This window comes from Neolewinella aquimaris (assembly GCF_014197245.1).
GTDB classification, from domain to species: Bacteria; Bacteroidota; Bacteroidia; order Chitinophagales; family Saprospiraceae; genus Neolewinella; species Neolewinella aquimaris.
Genome location: NZ_JACIFF010000001.1, coordinates 351,942 through 377,534, shown reverse-complemented (window position 1 = coordinate 377,534; position 25,593 = coordinate 351,942). Strand labels below are relative to the sequence as shown.

Sequence of the window (25,593 nt, the reverse complement as noted above, 5' to 3'; positions counted from 1 at the left end):
TACCTTTGCGCGCTTAAACGCGGCCCCCCGCGCTAAACCCTTAGGTATGCAGTCAATTCGTAACATCGCCATCATCGCCCACGTCGATCACGGCAAGACCACCCTGGTGGATAAAATGCTGCTCGCCGGCCAGCTTTTCGGCGATCACGAGCGGCCCGGTGAGCTGATCATGGACAGCAACGACCAGGAGCGCGAGCGCGGAATTACCATTCTGGCCAAGAACGTGTCCATCCAGTACAAGGGCACGAAGATCAACATCATCGATACCCCCGGTCACGCGGACTTCGGCGGTGAGGTGGAGCGCGTCCTGAATATGGCCGACGGCGTACTGCTGCTGGTCGACGCCTTCGAGGGCCCGATGCCCCAGACCCGCTTTGTAATGGACAAGGCCCTTAAGCTCGGCCTCAACCCGCTAGTAGTGGTCAATAAGGTCGACAAGCCGAACTGTACCCCTGAGGAAGTGCACGAGATGGTCTTCGACCTGATGTTCAGTCTCGACGCTACGGAAGAGCAGCTCAATTTCCCAACCATCTACGGCTCGGCCAAAAATGGCTGGATGAGCACCGACTGGCGCGAGCCCACCGAAAACATCCTGCCCCTACTCGACGCGATCCTCGAGCACGTACCCGAGCCCAAGATTAAGGAAGGAAACACCCAGCTGCTGGTCACCAGCATTGAATTCAGTAAGTACATTGGCCGTATGGCCATCGGCAAACTGAGCCGCGGTACCCTGAAGGCCAACCAGCAGTTGACGCTGATCAGCCGCGAGGGGGTTCAAACCAAGGCACGCGCCCGTAATCTTTTCGTTTATGAAGGATTCGGCCGCGTGGAAGTGGACGAAGTACAGTCCGGCGACATCTGTGCCGTGTTCGGCGTAGAAGGATTCGAGATTGGAGATACCATCGCCGACGGGGAGAACCCGGAGGCGCTGCCCACCATCGACATCGACGAGCCGACGCTGAGCATGGTCTTTACCATCAACGACAGCCCCTTCTTCGGTAAGGAAGGCAAGTACGTAACCAGCCGTCACATCAAAGACCGCTTGACCGCCGAGCTCGAACGTAACCTGGCCCTGCGCGTAGAGGATACCGAAAGCGCCGATAAGTTTCGCGTATTCGGACGGGGCGTCATGCACCTTTCGGTACTCATCGAAACCATGCGCCGGGAGGGATACGAACTCCAGATCGGTCAGCCACAGGTCATCGTAAAGGAGATCGACGGCCAGAAGCAGGAGCCCGTGGAAGAACTGACGGTCGACCTGCCCGACGAGCTCTCCGGCACCGCCATCAACATGATTACCCAGCGCAAGGGAATGATGCTAAGCATGACACCGAAGGGCGAACGCGTAGTCCTCGAATTCGAGATCCCCAGTCGCGGCATCATCGGCCTGCGGTCCAACATGCTGACCGCCACCCAGGGTGAGGCCATCATGACGCACCGTTTCAAGGAGTTTCAGCCCCACAAGGGCGAGATTCCCGGTCGCCTCAACGGTTCGCTGATCTCCATGGAGAACGGCAAGGCCATCCCCTACTCCATCAACAACCTGCAGGACCGCGGTCGCTTCTTCATCGACGCGAACGAGGAGATTTACGAAGGACAGGTTATCGGTGAAAACAGCCGCTCGGTCGACCTGGTGATCAACGTGACCAAAACCAAGAAGCTCACCAACATGCGCTCCTCCGGTAACGACGATAAGGCCCGCCTGATCCCACCCCGTAAGTTCTCTCTTGAAGAAGCCCTCGAATACATTCAGGCCGACGAGTACGTAGAGGTTACTCCCGAGAGCCTGCGCCTGCGCAAGACCCTGCTCCGCGAAGCCGAGCGTAAGCGCGGTGAGAAAATTCTGTTCTAACTACAGATCGCCCGCTAAAGACCGGCGGCGGACCTAGTGTCCGTCGCCGGTTTTTTATGTATGGTTAGCGGGCTAACTCGCTTACGATCAGTTCGCTGAGGTCGTAGACCATCACCTGTCCCTGCTTTTCGCGGGCGGCAACGCCGTCGGTCATCATGGTGAGGCAGAAGGGGCAGTTAACGGCGATCACGTCGGCGTTAAGACTCAGTGCTTCATCGGTACGTTCCACGTTGACGCGCTTGTCGCCGGGTTCGTCTTCCTTCCACATCTGCGCTCCGCCCGCGCCACAGCACAGGCCGTTTTGGCGACTGCGTTTCATTTCCACAAGTTGCCCGTCGATCGACTCTAGTACCGCCCGGGGCGCTTCGTAAATTCCGTTCGCCCGCCCGAGGTAACAGCTGTCGTGGTAAGTGATCCGTTTCCCCTTGAACGCTCCTCCTTCGGTCATCTTGATCCGTCCCTCGTCGATCAACTGCTGCAGCAACTGGGTGTGGTGTACGATATCGTAGTGCCCCCCCAGTGCCGGGTACTCGTTCTTGATCGTGTTAAAGCAATGCGGACAGGCCGTGACCATCTTCTTTACGCCGTACATGTTCAGCGTCTCGATATTCTGCAGCGCCACCATCTGGTACAGAAACTCGTTGCCGGCCCGGCGGGCGGGATCCCCGGTACAGGCTTCCTCATCTCCCAGCACGGCAAAGTCGATCCCCGCTGCGTTTAGAATTTCGGCAAAGGCGCGCGTCACTTTTTGGGCCCGATCGTCGAAGGAACCCGCGCAGCCTACCCAGAAGAGGATTTCGGGCTGGCGGTCTTCGGCGGCGAGTTGGGCCATTGTTTGTACGGTCATTGGGGTTGGTTGTTGATTGGAGGGGGTTGTGGGGTTGTTGGATTGGTAAGTTGTTGGGTTGTGCTATTTGTTAAACTTTGGCGGTTGCTCTTGCTTTGGCAAATATTTGTAGGAGGGTTTGATATTCTTTGCCCAATACACGCACTTCGGTTTCATTTACTCGGATTTCGCTTTCCATAAGTACTTCGAGCCAAAAAACCGTTTCGTCACATTCTTCGACCACAATACACATCTTAGCGTACCATTCCTTTTTTGAACGTGCTCGGCATGCTGCGCGGTAGTTTGCCGCTACGGAGGTTCCTGATTTTAATAGTTGGTACCTCACCACGCTCAACGCAGGACTCTTGCCCGTCCTCTCCATAAAATTAACCAAGCGAATTGCAGCCTCCTTCGTCCGCCGTTTTAGTTCAATGGCAAACTCCCTGCTGGAGGTGCGTCCCTCTCCATATTCCTTAGCGGGTTCCATCAACAAACTTCTTATCTCTTCAAAGTCATCCATCTCTCCTCAATTTAGCAATGTAACCACGCAACACCTGCAATTCACCAACTCAACAATTCACCAACCTACTCCACCCAATCCATCCTTGATCCTCCCACGCTCCACGCCCGCTGCTGGTTCTCGATGCTGTTGAAGAGGGGGCGCCAATCAGAGGGACCGGCTGCTTCGGTGAGGATTTCGTGACGGCGAAGCTTATTGATCATTTCCAGGGGATTGATGAGAATGGGACAGGCTTCCACGCAGGCGTTGCAGGTGGTACAGGCGTGAATTTCCTCCCGGGTGATGTAGTCCCAGAGGTTGCGGCCGTCCTGGAAATTGGTGCGGCTGAGGGGCTGGTCGGCGTGTTCGGCGTACTCGGTGTTGCCGGAGCGGATCTTGTCGCCGATTTCTTCCGCGCGGTCGCGGACGTTCATGACGATCTTGCGGGGGCTCAGCTTTTTGCCGGTGATGTTGGCGGGACAGACGGCGGTGCAGCGACCGCATTCGGTGCAGGAGTAAGCGCCCAGTACATCGATCCAGCTCATTTCGGTTACGTCGTCGGCGCCGAATTCGGGTAGCTCCGCGTTCATGTCGGGCTCGGGGGCGTTGGGATCGCCGAGGCCCATCATGGATTTCACCTCGTTCATGATCTCCGGCATGTTGATCATTTGCCCCTTCGGTTTGAGGCGGGCGAAGTAGGTGTTGGGGAAGGCCAGCAGGATGTGCAGGTGCTTGGACTTCGGCAGGTAGTTCAGGAAGACGAAGACCATCATGATGTGTCCCCACCACCCTACTCGCTCCAGCACGTAAAGGGTTGATGCGTCAAAGCTTCCGAAAATCACCGGGCCAAGGAAGCCGCTGACGGCGAAATTGGTAGCGCGGTAGTGGTCCGGGTCCTGATCCTGCAGCACGACGTCGGTACCGTTCATGGTGAAGATGCAGGCCAGTAGGATAAGCTCGAAGACCAGGATCAGGTTCGCGTCCAGTTTCGGCCATCCCTGCATTTCGGGCTTGTGGAAACGGGGGATGAACAGCACGTTGCGCCGAACCAGAAAGATGACCGTAGCCACAAAGGCAAGAATGCTCAGCAGTTCGATGGTGCTGATGATAAAGTTATACATCCCCCCCAGCGGACCCAAGAACCAGCGGTGCACCCCAAAGATTCCGTCAATGAAGATCTCGATCAGTTCGATCTGAGTAAAGACGAAGGCTACGTAAAGCATAAGGTGCAACACGGCCGGAATGATCCGCTTGAACATCTTCTTCTGCCCGAAGGCGACCAGCAACATGTTCTTCCACCGCTCACCCGTCGGCCCACTTACCTCTTCCGCCTTACCCAACATTACGTTTGCCCAAACCTTGCTAAACTGGAAGTATGCGAAACCCAGTGCCAGCAGGGCCACCACCGCAAAAACGATCGACTGTACCATACCGGTAAAGGTAAATGGTGGGGCCGGGCGGTCCAAAGAAAGCCAGCGAATTTTCGCTGATGGTCGGGAGCTAGTTGGTTTGGTTCAAATTCGTGTCGCCGTACAACTTAAGGTCCTTATCCTTTACCAATTTGGTCCAGAAGATGATCTGCCCGGTATGGTAGCTTAGGTGCTCCACGACGTGCAGAATGATAAAGGTCCCGTCGTGGACGAAGGCCTGTACGGGGCGCTCTTCTATAAGGTGGTGTGAGGGTAAATTTCTGATGATATCGACGGCCTCATTAACGGTCTCGGTCAACTGTTTATACAGTTCGGTCTTATCAATTCCTCCCGATGCGGAGAACTCCTCGTCGCGCTGCCGTTCGTCCGCCACTCCACCCAGTCCGGTGAGTATCCACTGCCGAATGTTCCCGCGTAAATGGAGGAGTTGATTGCCTACGCTGTTGGAATTGTCATTTGGGCGTTGCCAGACTTCTTCTTCGGTCAGTTCGTTGAGGCAAGCGGCAATCCGTTCCACGTTCCAGTGTAAGAAGTGAATGGAGGCTGCGATGAACGGTTTGTCGGTGGTGCTCATAAATCGGTGCGTACGTTTCCCAATAAAAAGTCAGTAAAGTTACCTTTGCGCGATTATGCAGAAGAAGGTAAATGTATTCAAATTCGGAGGTGCTTCCCTAAAGGATGCCAGCGCCATACGCCACGTAGGCGAAATTCTTCAACCCTTCGCCGGTGATTCACTGGTGATCGTCGTGTCGGCCATGGGAAAAACCACCAATGCGCTGGAAGAAGTCGCCCACGCCTACTGGCACGGAAAACCGGATGAAGCCCGGCAAAAATTGCACGACATCCATCAGTCGACCACGGCCATCATTCAGGAACTCTTCGCCGAGGTGCCGGAAGAACTTACCGCCTCCATCAATGACCTCTTCGTATCGGTGGAGTGGGCCCTCGACGAAACGCCGAATGAGGAATATGACTTCGACTACGACCAGATCGTCAGCCTCGGCGAATTGATCAGCAGCCACATCGTTGCCGCCCACCTTAATGCCGTCGGCCTACCCACCAGCTGGCTCGACGCCCGCGACGTCATCCAGACCGACAACACCTACCGCGAAGGTTGGGTGAAGTGGCCCGAAACGGAAGAACGGGCGGATCGATTGGTTCCCCCACTACTGAAGGAAACGAACTTCGTCCTGACCCAGGGCTTCATCGGCAACACCAGCGAAAATTACACGACCACCCTCGGCCGCGAAGGGTCCGACTACTCCGCCGCCATCTTCAGCTACTGCCTGAACGCGGAAGCCATGAGCATCTGGAAAGACGTCCCGGGCGTACTTACCGCCGATCCCCGCATCTTCGAAAACGTCTCCAAGATCGACCGCCTCAGCTACCGGGAAGCGATCGAAATGACCTACTACGGCGCCAAGGTCATCCACCCCAAGACCATCAAACCGCTCCAGAACAAGAGCATCCCCCTCTACGTCCGCTCCTTCATCGAACCCGAGCTGGAAGGCACTTTCGTCACCGACGACGCCGGCGATGCCTACCCCCCCATGGTCGCCGTAGAACCCGACCAGGCCCTCATCAACATCAGCACCCGCGACTTCAGTTTCGTCGCCGAGCACCACATCAAGGAACTCTTCGAGCACATCACCACGACCCGCCTCCAGGTCAATATGATGCAGAATACGGCCATCAGCTTCAACGTAGTGGTAAACGACATCGACGATCGCGTAGAACGCTTCTGCACCCTCATCGACGAAAACTTCAAAACCACCGTCGACCGCAACCTCGAACTTATCACGATCCGCCACTACACCCCCGACGTAGTCGAAAGCCTCCGCCGCGGCAAGGTCAACCTCCTCGAAGGCCGCCTCCCCCTCACGCTACAAATGGTGGTGAAGGATGTGCCGGTGATGCGGAGGAAGGAGAGTTGATTGGTGGGTTGTTGAGTTGTTGAGTTTTGACGGCAATGCAGCAACTCAACAACCCAACAACTCAATGAAGACTACTCGTAATCAGCTTCAAAAACTCATTCCGCGTACGCTCCGACTTAAAGGCGCCCGTGAAGGCGGAAGTGGTGGTGACGCTGCTCTGCTTTTGTACGCCGCGCATCATCATGCACATGTGTTGGCATTCGATGACGACGGCCACGCCGAGCGGATTGAGGGTTTTTTGGATGGACTGTAGGATCTGGTCGGTCAGTCGTTCCTGGACCTGGAGGCGGCGGGAGAAGACTTCGATGACGCGGGGGATCTTGCTGAGGCCCACGATGTATCCGTCGGGGATGTAAGCCACGTGGGCTTTGCCGAAGAAGGGCAGCAGGTGGTGCTCGCAGAGGGAGTAGAGCTCAATGTCCTTGACGATGACCATCTCGGAATAGTCCTCGGCGAACATGGCGGAACGGAGGATATTTTCCGCGTCCATGTCGTAGCCCTGGGTGAAGAACTGCATGGCTTTAGCGGCGCGGACGGGTGTCTTCAGCAGGCCATCGCGGTTGGGATCTTCACCGAGTCCGCTGATGATTTCGGAAAAGTGGCCGCTCAGGACGTCGGTGGTTTCTTCCTCGTGGGTCAGTAGTTCGTTGGGCTGCATGGGCTATTTTCTTCCGGCCGGACCGTAGTAGTCGGCGTAAATGTTTTCGGTTTCGTAAAGGCGGACTCGGTACAGGCTGGCGCCCAGTTCGGCGACCCCGGCTTCCAGACGCTGAAAGATCTGGGTGGTGAGGTTCTCGGTGGTCGGCTGCTTTCCGTCGGCGAACCAGTCGATGTCAAGGTTTAGGTTGGAGTGGTCCAGTTTGTCCACCACTTCCCGCCTGACGAGATCCGAGAGTTTCTTGGCGTCGAGCACGAAGCCCGTCATGGGATCGGGGGTGCCGCTGACGGTGACACGCAGGTCGTAGTTGTGGCCGTGCCAGTTGTGGTTGGCACACTTGCCGAAGATCTCTTTGTTCTTGTCGTCGGGCCAGTCCTTTACCGCCAGTTTATGGGCGGCATTGAAGGTTTCGCGACGGGTCAGGTAATGCATGACGGCTCGTTTGGGCGCGCAAAGGTAGTTAATCGGACAAGTCCATCCTGCGCAGCTTATCCAACAACAGCGCCACGCGGAGGTTGAGCCGCCGCCCCGCATCGAAATACTGCCCGTCGATCATAAGGTGGTCGCCGTGGATGCCGAGTCGTCGGACCGTCGTATACGTAGCGGCTCCGGGGGGCTGCAGCACGTTCTTCCAGTACACGCCACTGTCGGTCATCGCAAACCCCTGTTTGCCGTTACCGAAGATGCTCTGGTCGCAGATGAAGAGTACGCGTTCGTCGCGGTCTGCGCGCAAGTATGCCGAGGTTGCGTTCTTGAGCACCCGCGGCGGCATGGTCACGAAATCTGTATACACCGACTCCGTTTCCCGGTCGAAGTCGAGGTAAGCCATAACCAGGCGAAAGAGATCCACCTTTTTCCAATCCAGCCCCTGGAATCGCAGCAGCTTCTGGGGAAACAAGCCTTCGTGTAGCTCGGCTCCGCTTTCCACCATGAAGTATTCAGTTAGATCAGCCAGTACATCACGGCGGCGGCGAGCAGCTTGGGCATCGCGGTCGTGGCCATTGAGATAGGTACTCAGGGAAGCTAAGCTTACGTCCCGAATCCGGTGAAAATTGTCGTCGTTCCGGTAGATTTCCAGGTAATCCGGTAGCGCATCGGCTCCGAAGTAGGCCGTCAGCTTGTCGCCCAGCCCGTCTTCCAGTTCGCCACGCAATTTGGCAACCGTTATCTCCTCCGGTATTTCGTCCAGCTCCAGGGTTTCCTCCGCTTGCTCCTGCGCTCCGCCGCGATCCTTGGGCGGGGACGCGGGTCCAGGGTCGGTATAGTCAAAAGCAAAGGTGAACCCGGTAGGTTCCGGCGTGCTTGTGGGTTTCGCGTCGGTGCTTTCGCCATAATCGATCTCCAGTTCGATCTCTGGGTGGCGGGTGATGGGGGCGGCCTGCCCGGCCTTGCGGGCCTTCGCCCGGGTGATGAAGTCTTCGAGCTGGTTGAATTGTTCCTCGTCGAGGGTTGACTGCTCGGGGTCGAAGACGGGTTCCGACCAGTCATCCGCAGCCAGACGATAATCGGGCAGTTCCTCGTAATACGGCTCGTCGGCGGCGGTCGGAAAATCGTCTTCCTCTTCCACTACCACTTTTGCCGGCTCCGGCTTGCTAACTACTTCCGCCGCTTTGACCATGTGGATTCGGTCGATGCCCGCGTCGCCCGCCGCTTCCCCCGTGTCGATGAAGCCGTGCTTGGTGAAAAAGGCGATTGCGCGCTGGTTGTAGGGGCGAACCGCGAGGCGCAATCCAGAGCCCGGACGTAAGCGCTGCACCCCCTGCTCCAGGAGCTCCTTCCCCACCCCCGAACCCCAGGCACCCCGCTTTACAATGAGGTGTACGACTTCCGCGTGGTCGCCAGAGTTTAGCGCCAGGATGAGGTAGCCCACAAGGTTGCGGCGGCGGTTGTCCCAGGCGGTGAGGACCAGGTGGTCGGGGCTGTTCAGGGCGGCGATCGCGCGGGTCTTGGCCTGGGCGACCAGCTCGTCGTTTTCGGCCCGTTGGTCGTCGGAAAGTCCCGGCACGTCGAAGCCGGGGAAGATCGCCTGCCAGACGAAGGTCTCCAGGTGATCGAAGTCACTTTCCTTGCCGGGACGATACTGCATAATGGGGGAGAGAAATTTAGCTTTCGGATATAGGATAACCGGCGGGCCCATAGCTGGTTCGCCCCTTTCGGTACCCGCGTCTAAATCGCGGCCGCTAAAATATACATTCACCGGGCTAAACCGCTACCTTCGCCCCGTGCCCGATACCCGCACCATACACAACAGCGCCCGCTTTGCCCTGACCATCGAACGGCTGTGCCGCCACCTGATCGAGGAGCACGGCGATTTTGCCGACAGCTGCCTCATCGGCATCCAGACCGGCGGGGTACAACTCGCCGAACGGCTGCACCGTCGGCTCATCGAACTCGGAGTGACCAAGCTTCCCTACGGAAAACTGGATATCACCTTCTACCGTGATGATTTTCGGACCAAGGCCGGCCCCCTGACCGCTCACCCCACCGAGATCGATTTTCTGGTGGAAGACAAACGGGTGGTGCTGGTCGACGACGTGCTCTTCAGCGGCCGGACCGTACTGAGTGCCATGACCGCCCTCAACCACTTCGGCCGCGCGTCTGCCGTAGAGCTGCTTGTCATGGTCGACCGCCGCTTCCGACGTACCCTACCCGTCCAGGCCAACTACCGCGGCCTGGTGGTCGATACCCTTACCGACGAATACGTCGACGTGCAGTGGGCCGAGACTCACGGCACCGATCAGATCATCCTCACCGGCTCCTAACCCTCGCGATGGCCTCCGTTCAGCAACTATCCACGAAACACGTTCTCGGCATCAAGTACCTCACGGCTGCCGACGTCGAACTCATTCTGGATACCGCCCGCGAGTTCAAGGACGTGATCAATCGCCCCATTAAAAAGGTCCCGAGCCTGCGCGACATCACCATCGCCAACCTCTTCTTCGAAAATTCTACCCGGACGCGGATCAGTTTTGAACTGGCCGAAAAGCGCCTTAGCGCGGATACCGTAAACTTCAGCGCCTCCAGCTCCTCCGTTAAGAAGGGAGAAACCCTGCTGGATACGGTCAACAACATCCTGGCCATGAAGGTCGACATGGTGGTGATGCGCCATCCCGCCCCGGGTGCCCACCACTTCCTGGCCGGAAAGATCGACGCCAGCATCGTAAACGCCGGCGACGGTACCCACGAACATCCGACCCAAGCCCTGCTAGACGCCTACTCCATGCGCGACGCCCTCGGGGGTGACCTGCGCGGCAAGCGGGTATGCATCTTCGGCGACGTGACCCATTCCCGGGTGGCGCTGTCCAATATTTTCTGTCTCCAGCGCCTTGGAGCAAAGGTGCGGGTGTGTGGCCCTCCCACCCTGATTCCCAAGTTCATCGGTAGCCTGGGCGTAGAAGTAAGTTACGACGTTCAGGATAGCCTGCAATGGTGCGATGTTGCCAACGTCCTGCGCATTCAACTGGAGCGTCAGGATACGAAGTACATCCCGAGTCTGCGGGAATACAATCGGCACTTCGGCATTACGCGGGCACGCATGGACCGCCTCGACAAGGAGATCGTAATTATGCATCCGGGCCCGATCAATCGCGGGGTCGAGATCGATACGGAGGTGGCCGACAGCTCCCACAGTATCATTCTGCAGCAAGTTGAAAACGGGGTGGCAGTGCGGATGTCCGTGCTGTACCTCCTCGCCGCGAGACGCAATGACGCCTGATGCTTTATTACCTGGTTCGGCCGGTTGCGCGTCACGTACTCTCCTATTACTTTAAAGAAATCGAGATTACGGGGCTCGAGCACATCCCCAAGGATGCTCCGGTGATCCTGGCCGCTAACCACCCGACGGCCTTTCTGGAGCCCTGTATCATGGCCTGCTTTCAACCCAGGGTGCTGCATTTTCTGGCTCGCGGCGATCTGTTTGTCAATCAATTGGCTTCGGTCACCCTGCGGGGCCTCAATATGCTCCCCGTATACCGGATACAGGACGGCGGTTACGGCAAGCTCACGGAGAACTACGCCACCTTTCGGGAGTGCTACACCGCGCTGGCGGGGCGAAAAGCGCTGATGATCCTGGCGGAAGGCAGGTGCATTCACGAAAAACGCCTGCGGACGTTGCGGAAGGGAACCGCCCGCATCGCGCTGGGGGCACTGGATAGTGATTCCGCCATTCCGGAGGTTTACATCGTACCGGTAGGGGTGAATTTTACCGCAGCCGCTAAGGTCCGCTCGTCGGTAATGATCCGTTGCGGCGCTCCCCTGCGGGCAAGTGCTTACCTGGCCGGCTTCCGGCACAACGAGGCGGCGGGGATTCGCGAACTGACTGGTGATCTGGAAGCCGCACTATCGGCGCAGGTAATCAGGTTTCCGGAGCGGGATTCCGACGACCTGTACGAATCGCGGGTCACCGTGCTCCGGGAACTCGCCGTAAATTCGACGGCAGGTAGCGCTGATTCCAGAGACCGACTCGAGCGGGAGCTTACCGGGCTTGCAGGCTATTCTCCCGATGATCACCGCTCCTTGCGCTACGCCGCCCGCCTGCAACAGAATGGTATTACGGATGCCGGACTGATGGCCGGTGGGAAGGGGAAAAAATTTCCCCGGATGGGGTTACTCGCGGTTTTGCTGCTCGTGCCCCAATTGCCCCTATGGATGTTGGCTGAGGTAATTGCGCTGAAGGGGCCGAAAACGATCGAATTTTATAGCCCGGTTCGCTTCGCTACTGTCGCTGTGGGGACCCTGCTTTATCTGCCCCTGCTTTTCCTGCTTCCCTTCTGGTTGTCCGCCTACCTGGTGGTGTCGACGATCCTAACGCGGTGGTCGCTGCGGCAGATCGATGCATTGCTGCTGTGGCGGGAGGCTGCCCTGGCCGCCAAACTGAGTCTGCCGGAAAAAGAAATACTGCTGGAGATGCGGAGAATCCTACTTGATTAGGAAATTGTCGAAGACTTTGACCACGTCAAATTTTGCTTCGTGGTCCTCAACGAATTTGAGGTGAGTCGGCGAAATTTGGTAGGCATCGTGTGCGGCAACGTCGTCGAACCAGAGGACGAGGGAGTAATCAAAACTGTTGTCAACCACGTCTCGCGATGGCGTTGTGGCCGGTTTACCGACGAAGGCGCGGAGTACCGATGGCGCCTCCTGAAGGCTCTTCATTCCTTGTTCGAAGCTCTTCAACTCGGCGTCCGTAAGTCCGTCGTGAAGCCAGAAGTAGACGGTGTGGGCCATACCGGGGGCGGAGGTCTGGGTCATAGTGTTATTTTGCGGATTGTGGGCTACACAGCCGCTGGTGGCAAGACCGAGAATCAACAGGAAGGGCAACAATTGCGGAGTGTAGATCATTGAGTTAGCTTAAGTACGCGGCCAAGATACTTCGTCCGCGCCAACCTCTACCTATGACCGTCATCATCATTCTCATTACCGCGCTCGTCTCCTGGCAGGCCTTCAATAACCCGGAGCTGAAGAGCCGGCTGATGTTCATCCCCACCGCCGTGAAAGACCGCGGGGAGTACTACCGGTTCCTGACCCACGGCTTCGTACACGCCGACTTTCGGCACCTGCTGTTTAACATGTGGGCCTTGTACATTTTTGGACAGGCCGCCGAGGATATTTTCCAGGTGTACCTGTTCGGTCCGGCCTTCGGGAAGGTGGCCTACCTCCTATTCTATTGCGCGGCGATCGTGGCGGCCAGCGTGCCCGACTACTTACGCCACCAGGACAACCGGATGTACGCTAGTCTGGGCGCCTCGGGTGGTGTCGCAGCCATGATCTGGCCCTACATCATGTGGATGCCGTGGGCGTGGTTCATCTTCCCGCCGTTACCGGCCATCCTGATCGGCATCGGCTACATTGCTTATTCTCACTACGCCGACAAGCAGGGGGGCAGCAACATCGGCCACAATGCCCACCTGTGGGGTGCCATTTTCGGCCTGATCGCCTACGTTTCCCTCTCGCTGGCGTACGAGCCCGGATTGATGACGGAATTTGTTGCGCGCCTGCTACAGCCGCAGGGACCGAATTTCTAAAATCTGTTATACCGTTCAAGCGCAATCGGCACCCTGCCAGCCGCCGGCTTCGTACCTTTGCGGTCCTTTAGCAAAACCTGAGAGCATATGGGACTTAAGTGTGGTATCGTGGGCCTGCCGAACGTGGGCAAATCAACGCTTTTTAATGCGCTGACCTCCGCAAAGGCACTCGCCGCCAATTACCCCTTCGCCACGAAGGATCCCAACCTCGGGGTGATCACCGTTCCCGACCCGCGGCTCGATAAGCTCGCCGAGCTGGTCAACCCCCAGCGCATCCTGCCCACGACGGTCGATATCGTCGACATCGCCGGCCTGATCAAAGGAGCCAGCAAAGGAGAGGGGCTCGGCAATCAGTTTCTCGGCAACATTCGCGAGACCGACGCCATCCTGCACGTGGTCCGCTGCTTCGAAGACGATAACGTCGTGCACGTAGACGGCAGCGTGGACCCGGTGCGCGATAAAATGATCATCGACACCGAGCTTATTCTGAAGGACATCGACACGGTCGAGAAGAAGGTCGAAAAGTTCCGCCGTACGGCCAAGAGTGGCGACAAGGAATCCAAGCGCGTCGTCGAAGTAGGCGAAGCGCTCCTGGCCCACCTGGAAAGCGAAAAACCCGCGCGCAGTTTCGAGACTTCGGAAGAGGGTGAGGAAGTCGTAAAGGAACTTATGCTGCTGACCGGCAAGCCGATCCTCTACGTCTGCAACGTCGACATCGACAGCATCGACGACGGCAACGCCCACACCGAAGCCTTCCGCGCCGCCGTGGCCGACGAGGATGCCGAAATAATTCTCATCTCCGCCGGTATCGAAGCCGACATCGCCGAGCTGGAAACCAAGGAAGAGCGCGCCGAATTTATCGAAGAGATGGGCCTCAACGAACCCGGTGTCAACAAGGTGATCCGTGCCAGCTACGAGCTGCTCGACCTGGTCACCTACTTCACCGCCGGCGAGAAAGAAGTTCGTGCCTGGACGATCCACCGCGGCACCAAAGCTCCCGGCGCGGCCGGCGTGATCCACAGCGACTTCGAGAAGGGCTTCATCCGGGCCGAAGTCATCCACTACGAGGACTACGTCACCTACGGATCCGAATCGGGCGCCCGCGACAATGGAAAGCTAAACGTGGAGGGAAAGGAATACGTCGTCCAGGACGGTGACGTGATGCACTTCCGCTTCAACGTGTAAGGAGAGGGCATGAGTTGACCAGGAGAGCGTTGAACCTGGACCGGGGGGCCGGGTTAGGTGGGAAACGTTGTACTATGTCAAAACCCCTCTACCTCATCGCCCAGTTCGAACTCAACAAAGCCGATGAATTCGCCGACACCTTCGCCGAGCACGCCCGCGCCAGCAAGGACAAACCCGGATGCCGCTTCTTCTACCTCATCCGCGACCGCGAAAACCCCGCCAAGTTCGCCACCATGGAGTGCTGGGACACCTACGCCCACTTCGAACAACACGTAGCCGACGACGAGCACACCGAATTCCACGGCAAGATCAAGCAGTACTGGAAGGAGGAGCCGGTGGTGATGGAAGGGGATTTAGTACGGTAGATTAATAGTACAGTAGTACAGTAGTACGGTATTGCCTACATGACTACCGTACTAACAACCTAAACCGCCTTATTCACTATCGCATCTTGGTGATCAATGCTCTCCTGGTGAATGGCCCGGAGGTAGCTTTCCATGAATTCCTTGCTTAGTCCGTGCTTTTTGCCCGATTTGGTGGCTTCCTGGAGGATGGCTTCCCAGCGGCTTTCCTGGAGGACGGCGATGTTGCGGGCTGCCTTGAATTCGCCGATCTGGTCGGAGAGTTTCATGCGGCGACCGATCATGCCGATGAGGTCGTTGTCAATTTCGTCGATCTGGCGGCGGAGTTCGGTGAGGGGTTCCATTTCCATTTCGTCGACGGTGGGCTTGCGGAGACGGAGTCCCTGCAGGAGTTCGCCGAAGACGGAGGGGGTGATTTGCTGGGCGGCGTCGGACCAGGCTTCGTCGGGACGGGGGTGGACTTCGGTCATGAGACCATCGTAGTTGAGGTTGAGGGCCTCCTGGGCGACTTCGGCGAGCATGTGCCGGTTGCCGCAGATGTGGCTGTTGTCGACTACCATCTGCAGGTCGGGGAAGCGGCGTTTCATTTCGATGGCCATTTGCCAGCGGGGCACGTTGCGGTAATTGGTTTCCCCGTGGTAGCTGAATCCGCGGTGGATGAGTCCAATGCGGGTAATGCCAGCCTTGTAGATGCGCTCGACGGCACCGATCCAGAGTCCGAGGTCGGGATTGATGGGGTTTTTAATCATCACCGGTACGTCGGCACCGCTTAGGGCGTCGGCTACTTCCTGTACACTGAAGGGATTTACGGTAGTACGGGCTCCGAGCCAGAGGACGTCGATGCCGGCTTTAAGACAGTCGTATACGTGGCTGGCTTTAGCTACTTCGGTGGTGGTCTTTAGTCCGGTTTCTTCCTTGACCCGCTTGAGCCACGATAGCCCTTCCGTGCCTACACCTTCGAAACTACCGGGCCGGGTGCGCGGCTTCCAGATGCCGGAACGGAACAGATCGACCTGATTCAGTTTGGCGAGGTCCTTGGCGCACTGCATGACCTGTCCCTCCGTCTCGGCGCTACAGGGTCCGGCAATTACGATTCCCCGACCGGGGGTAGGCGTGATGACCTTTTTAATATTCATTTCCATGGTAGTAGTATTTATTGGTGGAGAGTAGATTGAATGGTACTTAAGTCGGTGTCCCTACTTCAGGATTTTTTCGATTTGATTGGCGCGCTGGATTCTTTCGTAGAAGCCATCGTAGTCGCGCTTGATGAGTTGGGTACGGAAGCGTGCCAACTGCTCGATGTGTTCGTCGAGGACGTCGAGGACGTGATCGCGATTCTGTCGAAAGATCGGCACCCACATGTCGGCAGAGCTCTTGGCCAACCGCACGGTCGAGCCGAAGCCGGAACTGGCCAGTTCGAAGATGCGCTGTTCGTCCTTTTCTTTTTCCAGCACCGTAAGGGCGAGGGCAAAACTGGCGATGTGAGAAATATGGCTTACGTACGCACAGTGCAGGTCATGGGCGCAGCGATCGAGGTGGGTAAAAGTCATCCCCGCGCTACTGAACACCCGCTTGGCCATATCTACGGCATCCGGATCGCTATCCTGGGCATCCACGATCACGCAGGTTTTGCCGGTAAACAGATCGGGAACGGCCGCTTCGGGCCCGCTGAACTCCGTACCGGCCATCGGATGACAGGCTACGAAGCGTCCCCGCCTGGGGTGGTCCTTTACCAGGTCCAGGAGCGATTCTTTGGTGGAGCCGACATCGATCAGGGTCTGGTCCGGCCGTATGCGGTCGAGCAGGCGGGGTAGCAGGTTCAGCATGGCATCCATGGGTGTTGCCAGGACAAGCACGTCCGAGACATCCATGCCCTGCTCGAGGGGGAGGTCCTCATCGATCAGCCGTCGCCGCACTGCCTTATCCAGGTTAAGTTGGCTGGCGTCCATACCGATCACGCGGGTAGCCAGTCCACTCTCCTTAAGGCTGATGGCCAGTGAACCTCCAATGAGCCCGATGCCGATGATGCCGACTACCATGAGTGGCGTGATTCAGGTTGGGAATCGTCGGAAGCGGCAGAAACCGCTAAGCGGTCCAACGCCTGGAGCAGTTCCGCTTCCGTACTGCACAAACTGATGCGCACGTACTGTTCTCCCGCCGAACCGAAGATGCCGCCCGGGGTAAGGAACACGTCGTGGTCGTACAGGGCGCGGTCGCAGGTGCCGTATCCATCGGTAGAGCCGGCGCATTTGGCCCAAACGAACAGTCCGACCTGCTGCCGATCGTACGTACAGCCAAGGGTATCCATGATTCGGAACGCGACCTGCTGGCGCCGGCGGTACGTTTCGTTTAGTTTGGTGTACCAGTCCTCTCCCAGACCGAGGGCCACGGCAGCCGCCCGCTGTACGGGAAGAAACATGCCGCTGTCCATGTTAGACTTGAACCGCAGCACGGTTTGCAGGTATTCCTCCGCGCCGGCAAGTACGCCCACCCGCCACCCGGCCATATTCTGCGCCTTGCTGAGGCTGGACAACTCGAGGGCTACCTCCCTGGCTCCCGGCACCGATAACAGGCTCTGGACGGAATCCGTCAGGATGAATGCGTATGGATTATCGTTTACCAGGAGAATGCCGTTGCGCCGCGCGAAGTCGACGAGGCGGGGGAAGAAATCCGGAGGGGCCGTAGCGCCGGTGGGCATGTGGGGGTAATTGATCCACATGATCTTTACGCGATCGAGTCCGGCAGATTCTAGGACCTCCAGATCGGGTAGCCAGTCGGATGCTGCACTGAGGTCGTAGCTGCGCACCACCCCTCCGGCGAGTTCGGTGGCCGAGCGGTAGGTGGGATAGCCGGGGTTGGGCACGAGCACTTCATCGCCGGGATTGAGAAATGCCATGCTGATGTGCATGATCCCCTCCTTGCTGCCCATTAGGGGGAGCAGCTCGGTGTCCGGATCGAGCGTCACTCCGAAGTACCTGGCGTACCAGGAGGAGAATGCAGTCCGCAGTTCGGGGCGGCCGACGTAGGGCTGGTAGCCGTGGGCATCTTCCGAGCGGGCACTTTCCGTAAGCGCGGCCACTACTTCCGGTGCGGGGGGTAAGTCGGGACTGCCGATGCCCAGGTTGAGGATGTCCTTTCCGGCGGCGCGTAGGGCGGCAATTTCGCGCAGTTTGGTGCTGAAGTAGTATTCCTTGGTATCGCCGAGGCGGTCACTGACCGGGATGACGGGCCGAACGGCCGGGATGGTGTTAGCTTTCTTCATGGGGTTCAGGGTTTTTCACCGGCCGTGTAGATACCCTGGATGCGCAGTTCTTTGGTGATGGGCCGAATTCCCGCCAGGGCCTCCGATACCGTGATACTCCCGTTAAGGAGGAAATCCACGTAAAAGCGGTACTGCCAGGGGCGGCCTACGATCGGGGTACTCTGAATTTTGGTCAGGTTGATCTTATACGCATCCAGCACCATCAGCACCCGGGAGAGGCTGCCTGATTCGTGGCTTACGGAGAAACTCATGCTCACCTTGTTGCCCTCGTCCAGGCTGGTGTCCCGGCCCCGCTCGAGCACCAGGAAGCGCGTGTGGTTGAGTTTATTGGTTTCGATGCCGCTGGCCAGGATGTCGAGGCCGTACAGGCGGGCGGCCAGCGTGTGGGCCACCGCGCCGCGGGTGCGGTCGTTGCTCTCCTTCACGTGCAGGGCACTCAGGGCAGTGTCGGCCGATTCGACCAGTTTGATCTTCGGCCAGGGTTTGAAGAACTCACGTACCTGCACGAGGGCGATGGGATGGGAATACACCTCCCGCAACTCGTCGATGCCGACTCCCGGAAGTGCCATCAGATTTTGCCGGATCTTTAGGTAGACTTCACCCGTGATCCGCACGTCGGAGCGCTGCAGGAGGTCGTAGTTGGCCATCAGGCTGCCGGCCAGCGTATTCTCGATGGCCATGAGGGCGACGTCGCTTTCGCCGCTTTCAATTTGGCCGATCACATCGGCAAAGGTGTGTCCGGGTACAATGACGACCTCGCGATCGTGAAAGTGTTCCCGGGCGGCGGCCTCGTGAAAGGCTCCGGCATACCCCTGTATGCTGACGCGAAGTTGCTGAATGTCGGTAGCTGACGGCATGGAGAGATTAAAATAAAAAAGCGGTACCCATCAGTGGGGGACCGCTCGTGCTGTTACTTTCTAATTCGTGTGTTCAGCGTCCCCCTACTCGCGTAGGCAGTAAAAGCTAAACCAGAAATAGAAGGTGGAATTCATCATTGTGCGACAAAGCTATGGCACCCGGTTGGAACAACAAAATGTTGTTATGGCAAGTGCTTTACTCCGGTGGGTTACGGGCGGCATGGTATCTTTGCGCGCTAATACTATCAGGATGCGTTTTACCCCAATTATACTTGCCCTCCTTCTCTTTACCGCCTGTGAATCCGACGGCCGCAGCGGCTACCGTGCCCTCGACCTTACGGCCTACAACATTCCCGTAACGATTCAGGCACCGGACAGCGCCCGCGTAGTCTCCGGCTCGCTTTCGGGCGTGATCGACGACATCACCGTGAAGAGTCCCGCCGATCGCTTTGCCGTTCAGATCCTGGCCAGCGACGCGACCACCAACGACATGGCTCGCCTGAAGGCCAACGAACTCGAACTGGTCCGCGACAACCGCTACTTCGAACGCATCGTCACCGAAGAACCGCAGGGATTCGTATTTGAGAATAAAATCGACAGTATATCGGCCTACGGGTTTCGCTACATCATCTACCGGGGCGACCGCGAGATCGTGTTCCAGAACTCCTTCGACGGCGTCTTTACCCTTTCCGAAGCCGAGGCCATGTACAATAGCGTAAAACCCGCCCAGTAGATGAAGATCAGTCTTATCCTCAAGGGGATGGCCATGGGCATCGCCGAAGCCATCCCCGGCGTCAGCGGCGGTACCATCGCTTTCATCACGGGCATCTACGAACGACTCCTGGAATCCATCGGCTCAATTCTGGGCACCCGGGTAGCCGGAACCTTTAAGCGGGAGGGATTCCGACCCGCCTGGCACGCCGCCAACGGCGCCTTCCTGCTGCAACTCGGCGGCGGAATGGTGATCGGACTGGCCTTCGCGGTAAAGGTCATCACGTACTTGCTGGAAAATTATCCTACCGTGGTCTGGGGATTCTTCTTCGGACTCATCATCAGCTCGGCAATCTATGTAGGACGACAGATCCGGGGGTGGAGTTCGGGTACCGTTACCTTCCTGATCGTAGGGGCCGTGGTGGCTTATTTGCTCACTACCATCAACCCCCTGGCCGGCAGTACCTCACCGCTCCTGGTATTCTTTTCCGGCACGGTTGCCATCTCCGCTTTAATTCTGCCGGGGGTATCGGGAAGTTTTATTCTCGTTTTACTGGGTATGTACACCGTCGTTTTCGGTGCCGTGCAGGGACTCACTTCGGGCGAGGACGGTGCGCTACTCATCGTTGCCTGCTTCGCCGCCGGCTGCCTGGTCGGACTGGCGCTGTTCGCCAAGCTGCTCACCTGGACCTTTAAAACCTACCCCAACCGCACCTTCGCGCTGCTCACCGGCTTCATGATCGGGTCCCTGAATAAGCTGTGGCCCTGGCGTAATGCAATCACCACCCGCACGAACAGTAGTGGCGAAGTAGTACCCGTACTGGAAGCAAACGTCCTACCCGCACACTACCTCGGCGGCGAACCCTACGTCATCGCAGTCATCATTGCCGTTCTGATCGGCCTCGCGGTAGTATTCCTACTGGAAGCCACCGCCACCGAGCGTAAGGAACAGACCGCGGCCTGAGCATACCCACATTTCATGACCACCTACGCCCTTCTCGGTTATCCCCTCTCCCACTCCTTCAGCCGGGGTTACTTCACGAAAAAGTTTGCCGAACTCGGGCTAAGCGACACCCATCAGTACGTAAACTTTGAGCTTGAGGACGTAAATCAATTAAAGGAAAAGCTGGAGGAGTACGAGGATGTAAGGGGTTGCAACGTCACTATCCCCCATAAGCGAAGCGTGGTTGAGCTGATGGACGATATAGACCCCGCAGCGGAGCGCATTGGCGCGGTGAACACCATCCTGATCCGGGAAGGGCGAATGATCGGCTACAACACCGATTACTGGGGCTTTCGCAACGACCTGCTGGAGCAGATGAAACTTCAGGGTCACGACACCGATCTTTCCGGACAGTCGGCCCTCATTCTCGGAACCGGGGGAGCCTCACTAGCCGTTCGCGAGGCCCTTAAAAGTCTGGGCGTCAGCGGTCAGTACGTCAGCCGTAGCCCGGGTGTAAATCAGCTCACGTATTCCGAATTGGATCGGAATACCATGGAAAGCCACCGGATCATCGTAAATACTACGCCACTGGGTATGAGTCCGCGGGTGGAAACCGCTCCGGATATCCCCTTTGAGTTTATCTCGGATCGCCACTTTTGTTACGACCTGGTCTATAATCCCGCCGAAACCAAGTTTCTGCGTTTGGCAAGGGGCGGGGGCGCAGGAGCAGCGAACGGACTGGGAATGCTGCACAAACAGGCGGAGGCCAGTTGGGAAATCTGGACCCGCGAATAATTGCGATATTCCACGATCAAATCATCGATCGTGGCTACCAAATTTCTTTGCTTTCTTCTGGTGTGCATCGCTCCCGCGCTGGCCGCCCAGGACCTTTCCGTGTTCGAACTGTTTACCGATCACGCCGTGCTGCAACGCGATGTCGAGCACCCGATCTGGGGTTGGGACCGCCGGGGTCGCTCAATTACCATTACGGTGGACGGGCAATCAGTAAAGACTAAAACGGAGCGCGACGGGAGATGGAACGCCTCCTTACCCCCGATGCCGGCGGGTGGCCCACACACCCTAACGATCTCCGACGGTCGCAGTGAAATACGCCTCGAAGACGTGTACTTCGGGGACGTGTACCTGCTTTCCGGCCAGTCGAATATGGAGTGGAAATTGTCCCAGTCCGACCCCGATAGTACCCGGGCACGCACGATCGCCGACCCCCTGATCCGCCAAATCCTGGTATCCAAAACCTACAGTGATGCTCCGGAAAACCACCTCGCACTCGATGAAGCGTGGAAGCCGGGAGTGGCCAACGAAATAGCGGATTTTAGTGGAGTGGGAGCCTACTTTGCCCACTACCTGCGGGAGGGCGGTGTGGAGGTCCCGATCGGTCTGGTGCACTCGAGCTGGGGCGGCAGCCGCATCGAACCGTGGATCAGTGCCGAAGCACTCGGGATCGACCCAACCCAAATTGCCGAAGATCGTCGCGCCGAACACGAGCGGGTAAATCAAAAGGCAGTCGAATTCTATGCGAGTGAATTCGGAGACGGTACGCCCCCCAAGACCGATAAGGGCCGCGACCTCGGCTACCTGAACGACCGCATCGATTTCGACGGCTGGGCAACTGCTCCCCTGCCCGGCACCTGGGAAAGCCGCGGCTACGACAATGTGGATGGGGTGTTCTACTACCGCCGGACCTTCGAGCTTACCGAAGCGCAGGCGACGGGTGCGGCAACGCTTTTCCTCGGACCTATCGACGACGGCGATGAAACGTTCATCAACGGGAAGCAGGTCGGCATTACTCCAAATGCATACTCCGAGCACCGCGAATACAGCGTACCCGCCGGTATTCTGCGCCCCGGGGAAAATACGCTTGCGGTCCGCGTATACGACGGTGGGGGCGGAGGTGGATTTACCGGGAGTGCCGAGTCCATGTACCTGGAAACTTCGGCCGGAAAGGTACCCCTGGCCGGGACCTACCACTATCGGATCGGTGAGTTTTCCACCCAGTCCGCCAGCCGCGCAAATCAGACCCCTACCCTGCTCTACAATGCGATGATCGCCCCCCTGCAAAACCTACCATTGACCGGTGTGCTCTGGTATCAGGGCGAATCCAATGCGGGACCGGACGACGCGGAGGCCTACGCCGATCGAATGCGCACCCTGGTCACTTCCTGGCGCAAGCGGTTCGAGCGGGAGGAACTGCCCTTCTACTGGGTGCAACTGGCCAACTTTAGGGCGCCGCCGACCGGACCCGACGAACCGGGATGGGCGATTTTGCGAAATAGCCAAACTGCCGCCCTCGACCTGCCGGGTACTGGACAGGCCGTGATCACCGACATCGGCGAGGCGGACGATATTCATCCGAAGAATAAGTGGGAGGTGGGTCGCCGGCTTTCCCTTCATGCACTCCAGAATATCTACGGTAAGGACGTGCAGGCGAGTAGTCCGGTGGCCGTCAACTTGGAGATCAACGGTTCGACCGCGACCGTAAGATTCGACGAAGTCGGTTCCGGACTAACGGTGGTGGGTGATTCAACGCGCTACCCGCTGGTAAAGTCACTTACCGTTCGCAACGCACGCGGGGAATGGCAGTGGGCGGTCGGCGTTCTCAACCAGAAAAAGGGTACGCTTACCGTCGTAAATCCGGACGGCGAGGAGATCACCGCGGTTCGGTACGCCTGGTTCGACAATCCGGACGATGCCAATTTATTCAGCAAAGAAGGCCTGCCGGTGACCCCCTTCGAGCTGCTCGCGAATTAGGTAGATTAACCGGAGGCTTGTCGTAGATTTGGCGGCCTTGGAACTAGGCACCTCATACCGCAGCATCTGGAAAGTTAGCATACCGATCATCATTGGCAGCGCCGCTCAGAACGTGGTGGCCATGACCGATTCGGTGTTTTTATACTACCGCAGCGAGGATGATTTTGCGGCCATTGGTTTTGTCGCGGCCTTCTACATCATCGTAGCGGCCGTGGGCTTCGGTTTCAGTCGGGGCGGGCAGATCATGATTGCCCACTGCGCGGGTCAGGACCGACCGGAGTTGGTGGGAAGAACCTTCTACAGCACGGTGTACTTCGAGCTGGTGCTTGCGATCGCCGTGTTTTTGTTCATGACTTACGGTGCGTACTGGCTCTTTGCCTCACTGGTCGACTCGGACATCATTTTCTACAAGTCGCTGGAATACCTAGAGACCCGGAAGTGGGGGGTGTTCGCGAGCTACCTCGGGGTAGCGTGTATCGCGTTGTACACGGGGATCGCGCGGCCGGTCTTTATTGTGATCGATACCGTTGTCCTGGCGGCTACCAATATTTTCCTGGACCACGCCCTCATCTTCGGCAACTATGGCTTTCCCGAGATGGGCATTGCGGGCGCGGGGCTGGCGAGCACGATTTCGGAGTACGTCGCCCTCGGGGTTTTTCTGGTGTACATGCTGTTTGACCGGAAGAACCGGATCTACCGGATCGGCAAACTGCCCGACTGGGACCGCAAGCTGATCCGCGAGATTGTGGGCCTCTCGGTGCCGATCGTAGCCATGTCCGTAGTCGGGCTGGGCAGCGGTTTCTTCTTTTTCGGCCTGGTCGAGAATTTCGGCGAACGGGCGCTGGCGGTGACCAATATCGTTCGCATTGCCTACCTGATTCTCTCCATACCCGCGTGGGGATTCTGCACGGGTATCAATACCCTGGTCAGTTACTTTGTAGGGAAGGGACAGCTGTACAACGTAAAGATCGTGCTCTGGAAAACCGCCTATATGTGCCTCGGAGTGACCTTGTTGATGGGACTACCGATCATCCTGTTTCCCCGGGAGGTACTCTACCCCATCCTGGGAGACGGTCGGGCGTATTTGATCGAGGCCGCCTACCCGGTCTTCTGGGTACTGCTGGGTATCCTGATCACCTTCAGCTTCGGCAGTATCTTCTTCAATGGATTGATCGGCGCGGGGCAAACAAAGAAGGCACTGATTTATCAAACGTCCTGTGCCGTACTGTACATGGCGCTAGTCTTCGTGGTCGTCCGCAGCGGATGGGGAAACCTGACCATCGCCTGGAGCGTGGAGATTGTGTACTGGGTCGCTATGTTCGGTCTGAGCCTGCGGTACTTCCGGCGACCGCGGTGGCAGAGCCGGTACTAGGCGGACTCGAGGGCGGCGGCACCACCGACGATCTCGAGGATCTCGTTGGTAATGGCTTCCTGGCGTGCCTTGTTGTAGCTGATCTTCAGGTCCCGTAGCAGGTCCTGAGCATTCTCGGTAGCCTTGTCCATGGCGGTCATGCGGGCACCGTGCTCCGAAGCGTGGGTATCGAGTAGAGCAGCCTGAAACTTAGTCTCCAGAATGCTGGGAACGAGGTAGGCCAGCAGTTCCTCCTTGCCGGGTTCGAAGATGTAATCGGCGCGGTAGTGGGCACGGCCCGTATCGGTGACGGATTCATCCGATGCCTGTTCCTCCACCGGCAAAAACTGCTCGCTCGTCGCATACTGGACGGCAGCGTTTTTAAAGCGCGCATAGGCGATATACACCCGGTCGTACCGGCCCACTTTGAAGCGCTGCATGATCAGCTCGGGAACCTCTTTGGTGACATCGAAACTGAGGTCATCGAACAACGATTGAAAGTCCGTGACCACCTTTACGTTCTCGCGCTTGCCGTAGTGCTTGCGGAAGTATTCGGCCCCCTTGCGCCCGATGCAAATGATATCGAGCGGACCGGACAGTGGCCCGAGTTCACGGATGGTAGCTTCGGCTGCCTTGATCACGTTAGTGTTAAAGGCACCAGCCAGCCCCCGATTGGAGGTAACCACCACCACGCACGCACCCGTAAGCGGCCGCACCTTATTGAAGACCGTATCGGCATCCCCTTCAAGATTCGTGAGGATGTTGCGCAGCATCTCATCGAGCTTATCGGCGTAGGGCCGCAACTCAGTGATTGCCTGCTGGGCACGCCGCAACTTGGCCGCGGACACCATCTTCATTGCACTCGTAATCTGCTGGGTGTTCTTTACCGAGCGGATCCGTTCGCGTACTTCCTTGAGGTTTGCCATGGTAGAGG

26 protein-coding genes are annotated in these 25,593 nt (G+C 57.9%); 13 read left to right on the top strand and 13 right to left on the bottom strand.

Annotated features, from left to right (window positions below):
- Positions 1 to 46: 46 nt before the first annotated feature.
- The gene (gene typA / locus GGR28_RS01515; RefSeq protein WP_183493944.1) at positions 47 to 1,852 is read left to right on the top strand and encodes a translational GTPase TypA; all 1,806 of its coding nucleotides are present in this window, start codon (positions 47 to 49) and stop codon (positions 1,850 to 1,852) included.
- 64 nt (positions 1,853 to 1,916) lie between these two features.
- Here typA and GGR28_RS01510 read toward each other — a convergent pair whose 3' ends face one another.
- The 4 genes from GGR28_RS01510 to GGR28_RS01495 form a co-directional block, all read right to left on the bottom strand.
- On the bottom strand, positions 1,917 to 2,699 hold the full coding sequence (locus GGR28_RS01510; RefSeq protein ID WP_183493943.1) for a (Fe-S)-binding protein: 783 nt from the start codon (positions 2,697 to 2,699) through the stop codon (positions 1,917 to 1,919).
- A 70-nt stretch (positions 2,700 to 2,769) separates the two neighbouring features.
- The gene (locus GGR28_RS01505; RefSeq protein WP_221233769.1) at positions 2,770 to 3,198 is read right to left on the bottom strand and encodes a four helix bundle protein; all 429 of its coding nucleotides are present in this window, start codon (positions 3,196 to 3,198) and stop codon (positions 2,770 to 2,772) included.
- A 65-nt stretch (positions 3,199 to 3,263) separates the two neighbouring features.
- Positions 3,264 to 4,607: a (Fe-S)-binding protein gene (locus tag GGR28_RS01500; protein WP_183493942.1), complete on the bottom strand. Its 1,344-nt coding sequence runs from the start codon at positions 4,605 to 4,607 to the stop codon at positions 3,264 to 3,266.
- Positions 4,608 to 4,677: 70 nt separating this feature from the next.
- The gene (locus GGR28_RS01495) at positions 4,678 to 5,181 is read right to left on the bottom strand and encodes a DinB family protein (protein WP_183493941.1); all 504 of its coding nucleotides are present in this window, start codon (positions 5,179 to 5,181) and stop codon (positions 4,678 to 4,680) included.
- Between the two features lie 55 nt (positions 5,182 to 5,236).
- Between GGR28_RS01495 and GGR28_RS01490 the strand changes: the two genes are divergently transcribed.
- Positions 5,237 to 6,541 carry an aspartate kinase gene (locus GGR28_RS01490; protein ID WP_183493940.1) on the top strand — a complete coding sequence of 435 codons (1,305 nt, stop codon included), beginning with the start codon at positions 5,237 to 5,239 and terminating at the stop codon, positions 6,539 to 6,541.
- Between the two features lie 61 nt (positions 6,542 to 6,602).
- Here GGR28_RS01490 and folE read toward each other — a convergent pair whose 3' ends face one another.
- Genes folE through GGR28_RS01475 form a run of 3 tightly spaced genes read right to left on the bottom strand, consistent with a single transcriptional unit; the run spans position 6,603 to position 9,285 of the window.
- Complete coding sequence (folE, locus tag GGR28_RS01485; RefSeq protein ID WP_183493939.1) at positions 6,603 to 7,199, bottom strand: GTP cyclohydrolase I FolE; 597 nt, start codon at positions 7,197 to 7,199, stop codon at positions 6,603 to 6,605.
- Positions 7,200 to 7,202: 3 nt separating this feature from the next.
- Positions 7,203 to 7,631: a 6-pyruvoyl trahydropterin synthase family protein gene (locus tag GGR28_RS01480; RefSeq protein WP_183493938.1), complete on the bottom strand. Its 429-nt coding sequence runs from the start codon at positions 7,629 to 7,631 to the stop codon at positions 7,203 to 7,205.
- A 28-nt stretch (positions 7,632 to 7,659) separates the two neighbouring features.
- Entirely contained in the window at positions 7,660 to 9,285 is a 1,626-nt protein-coding gene (locus GGR28_RS01475) for a GNAT family N-acetyltransferase (protein ID WP_183493937.1), read from the bottom strand.
- Positions 9,286 to 9,421: 136 nt separating this feature from the next.
- Between GGR28_RS01475 and pyrR the strand changes: the two genes are divergently transcribed.
- Genes pyrR through GGR28_RS01460 form a run of 3 tightly spaced genes read left to right on the top strand, consistent with a single transcriptional unit; the run spans position 9,422 to position 12,128 of the window.
- On the top strand, positions 9,422 to 9,961 hold the full coding sequence (gene pyrR, locus GGR28_RS01470) for a bifunctional pyr operon transcriptional regulator/uracil phosphoribosyltransferase PyrR (protein WP_183493936.1): 540 nt from the start codon (positions 9,422 to 9,424) through the stop codon (positions 9,959 to 9,961).
- 8 nt (positions 9,962 to 9,969) lie between these two features.
- On the top strand, positions 9,970 to 10,914 hold the full coding sequence (locus GGR28_RS01465; RefSeq protein ID WP_183493935.1) for an aspartate carbamoyltransferase catalytic subunit: 945 nt from the start codon (positions 9,970 to 9,972) through the stop codon (positions 10,912 to 10,914).
- Positions 10,914 to 12,128 (top strand): 1-acyl-sn-glycerol-3-phosphate acyltransferase, encoded by a 1,215-nt coding sequence (locus GGR28_RS01460; protein ID WP_183493934.1) that lies wholly within the window; start codon positions 10,914 to 10,916, stop codon positions 12,126 to 12,128. The genes GGR28_RS01465 and GGR28_RS01460 overlap by 1 nt, the downstream gene beginning before the upstream one ends.
- On the opposite strand, the gene GGR28_RS01455 is transcribed toward GGR28_RS01460, so the two are convergent.
- Positions 12,117 to 12,536, bottom strand: coding sequence for a Dabb family protein (locus GGR28_RS01455; RefSeq protein ID WP_183493933.1), 420 nt, complete (start codon positions 12,534 to 12,536; stop codon positions 12,117 to 12,119). The genes GGR28_RS01460 and GGR28_RS01455 overlap by 12 nt on opposite strands.
- Positions 12,537 to 12,589: 53 nt before the next feature.
- Between GGR28_RS01455 and GGR28_RS01450 the strand changes: the two genes are divergently transcribed.
- From GGR28_RS01450 to GGR28_RS01440, 3 genes are all read left to right on the top strand, one after another.
- Positions 12,590 to 13,219, top strand: a complete 630-nt coding sequence (locus GGR28_RS01450; protein ID WP_183493932.1) for a rhomboid family intramembrane serine protease — start codon at positions 12,590 to 12,592, stop codon at positions 13,217 to 13,219.
- 87 nt (positions 13,220 to 13,306) lie between these two features.
- Complete coding sequence (gene ychF / locus GGR28_RS01445) at positions 13,307 to 14,404, top strand: redox-regulated ATPase YchF (protein ID WP_183493931.1); 1,098 nt, start codon at positions 13,307 to 13,309, stop codon at positions 14,402 to 14,404.
- Between the two features lie 74 nt (positions 14,405 to 14,478).
- On the top strand, positions 14,479 to 14,769 hold the full coding sequence (locus GGR28_RS01440) for a putative quinol monooxygenase (protein ID WP_183493930.1): 291 nt from the start codon (positions 14,479 to 14,481) through the stop codon (positions 14,767 to 14,769).
- Between the two features lie 59 nt (positions 14,770 to 14,828).
- On the opposite strand, the gene GGR28_RS01435 is transcribed toward GGR28_RS01440, so the two are convergent.
- The 4 genes from GGR28_RS01435 to GGR28_RS01420 are packed head-to-tail and all read right to left on the bottom strand — an operon-like array spanning position 14,829 to position 18,885.
- Positions 14,829 to 15,908 carry a chorismate mutase gene (locus GGR28_RS01435; RefSeq protein ID WP_183493929.1) on the bottom strand — a complete coding sequence of 360 codons (1,080 nt, stop codon included), beginning with the start codon at positions 15,906 to 15,908 and terminating at the stop codon, positions 14,829 to 14,831.
- Positions 15,909 to 15,962: 54 nt separating this feature from the next.
- The gene (locus GGR28_RS01430) at positions 15,963 to 16,805 is read right to left on the bottom strand and encodes a prephenate dehydrogenase (RefSeq protein WP_183493928.1); all 843 of its coding nucleotides are present in this window, start codon (positions 16,803 to 16,805) and stop codon (positions 15,963 to 15,965) included.
- A complete protein-coding gene (locus GGR28_RS01425) occupies positions 16,799 to 18,028 on the bottom strand; it encodes a pyridoxal phosphate-dependent aminotransferase (protein WP_183493927.1) in 1,230 nt (409 codons plus the stop codon). Before GGR28_RS01425 ends, GGR28_RS01430 begins: the two co-directional genes overlap by 7 nt.
- 5 nt (positions 18,029 to 18,033) lie before the next feature.
- A complete protein-coding gene (locus GGR28_RS01420; RefSeq protein ID WP_183493926.1) occupies positions 18,034 to 18,885 on the bottom strand; it encodes a prephenate dehydratase in 852 nt (283 codons plus the stop codon).
- 250 nt (positions 18,886 to 19,135) lie between these two features.
- Here GGR28_RS01420 and GGR28_RS01415 point away from each other — a divergent pair, with 250 nt between their 5' ends.
- From GGR28_RS01415 to GGR28_RS01395, 5 genes are read left to right on the top strand one after another with little or no spacing between them, the layout of a single operon-like run.
- Positions 19,136 to 19,618: a hypothetical protein gene (locus GGR28_RS01415; RefSeq protein WP_183493925.1), complete on the top strand. Its 483-nt coding sequence runs from the start codon at positions 19,136 to 19,138 to the stop codon at positions 19,616 to 19,618.
- Positions 19,619 to 20,560 carry a DUF368 domain-containing protein gene (locus GGR28_RS01410; RefSeq protein WP_183493924.1) on the top strand — a complete coding sequence of 314 codons (942 nt, stop codon included), beginning with the start codon at positions 19,619 to 19,621 and terminating at the stop codon, positions 20,558 to 20,560.
- A 15-nt stretch (positions 20,561 to 20,575) separates the two neighbouring features.
- Positions 20,576 to 21,334 carry a shikimate dehydrogenase family protein gene (locus tag GGR28_RS01405; protein WP_183493923.1) on the top strand — a complete coding sequence of 253 codons (759 nt, stop codon included), beginning with the start codon at positions 20,576 to 20,578 and terminating at the stop codon, positions 21,332 to 21,334.
- A 30-nt stretch (positions 21,335 to 21,364) separates the two neighbouring features.
- Positions 21,365 to 23,308, top strand: coding sequence for a sialate O-acetylesterase (locus GGR28_RS01400; protein ID WP_183493922.1), 1,944 nt, complete (start codon positions 21,365 to 21,367; stop codon positions 23,306 to 23,308).
- A 37-nt stretch (positions 23,309 to 23,345) separates the two neighbouring features.
- The gene (locus GGR28_RS01395; protein ID WP_183493921.1) at positions 23,346 to 24,680 is read left to right on the top strand and encodes an MATE family efflux transporter; all 1,335 of its coding nucleotides are present in this window, start codon (positions 23,346 to 23,348) and stop codon (positions 24,678 to 24,680) included.
- Here GGR28_RS01395 and atpG read toward each other — a convergent pair.
- On the bottom strand, positions 24,677 to 25,585 hold the full coding sequence (atpG, locus tag GGR28_RS01390) for an ATP synthase F1 subunit gamma (protein WP_183493920.1): 909 nt from the start codon (positions 25,583 to 25,585) through the stop codon (positions 24,677 to 24,679). The two genes, GGR28_RS01395 and atpG, sit on opposite strands and share 4 nt — an antisense overlap.
- Between the last annotated feature and the right edge of the window lie 8 nt (positions 25,586 to 25,593).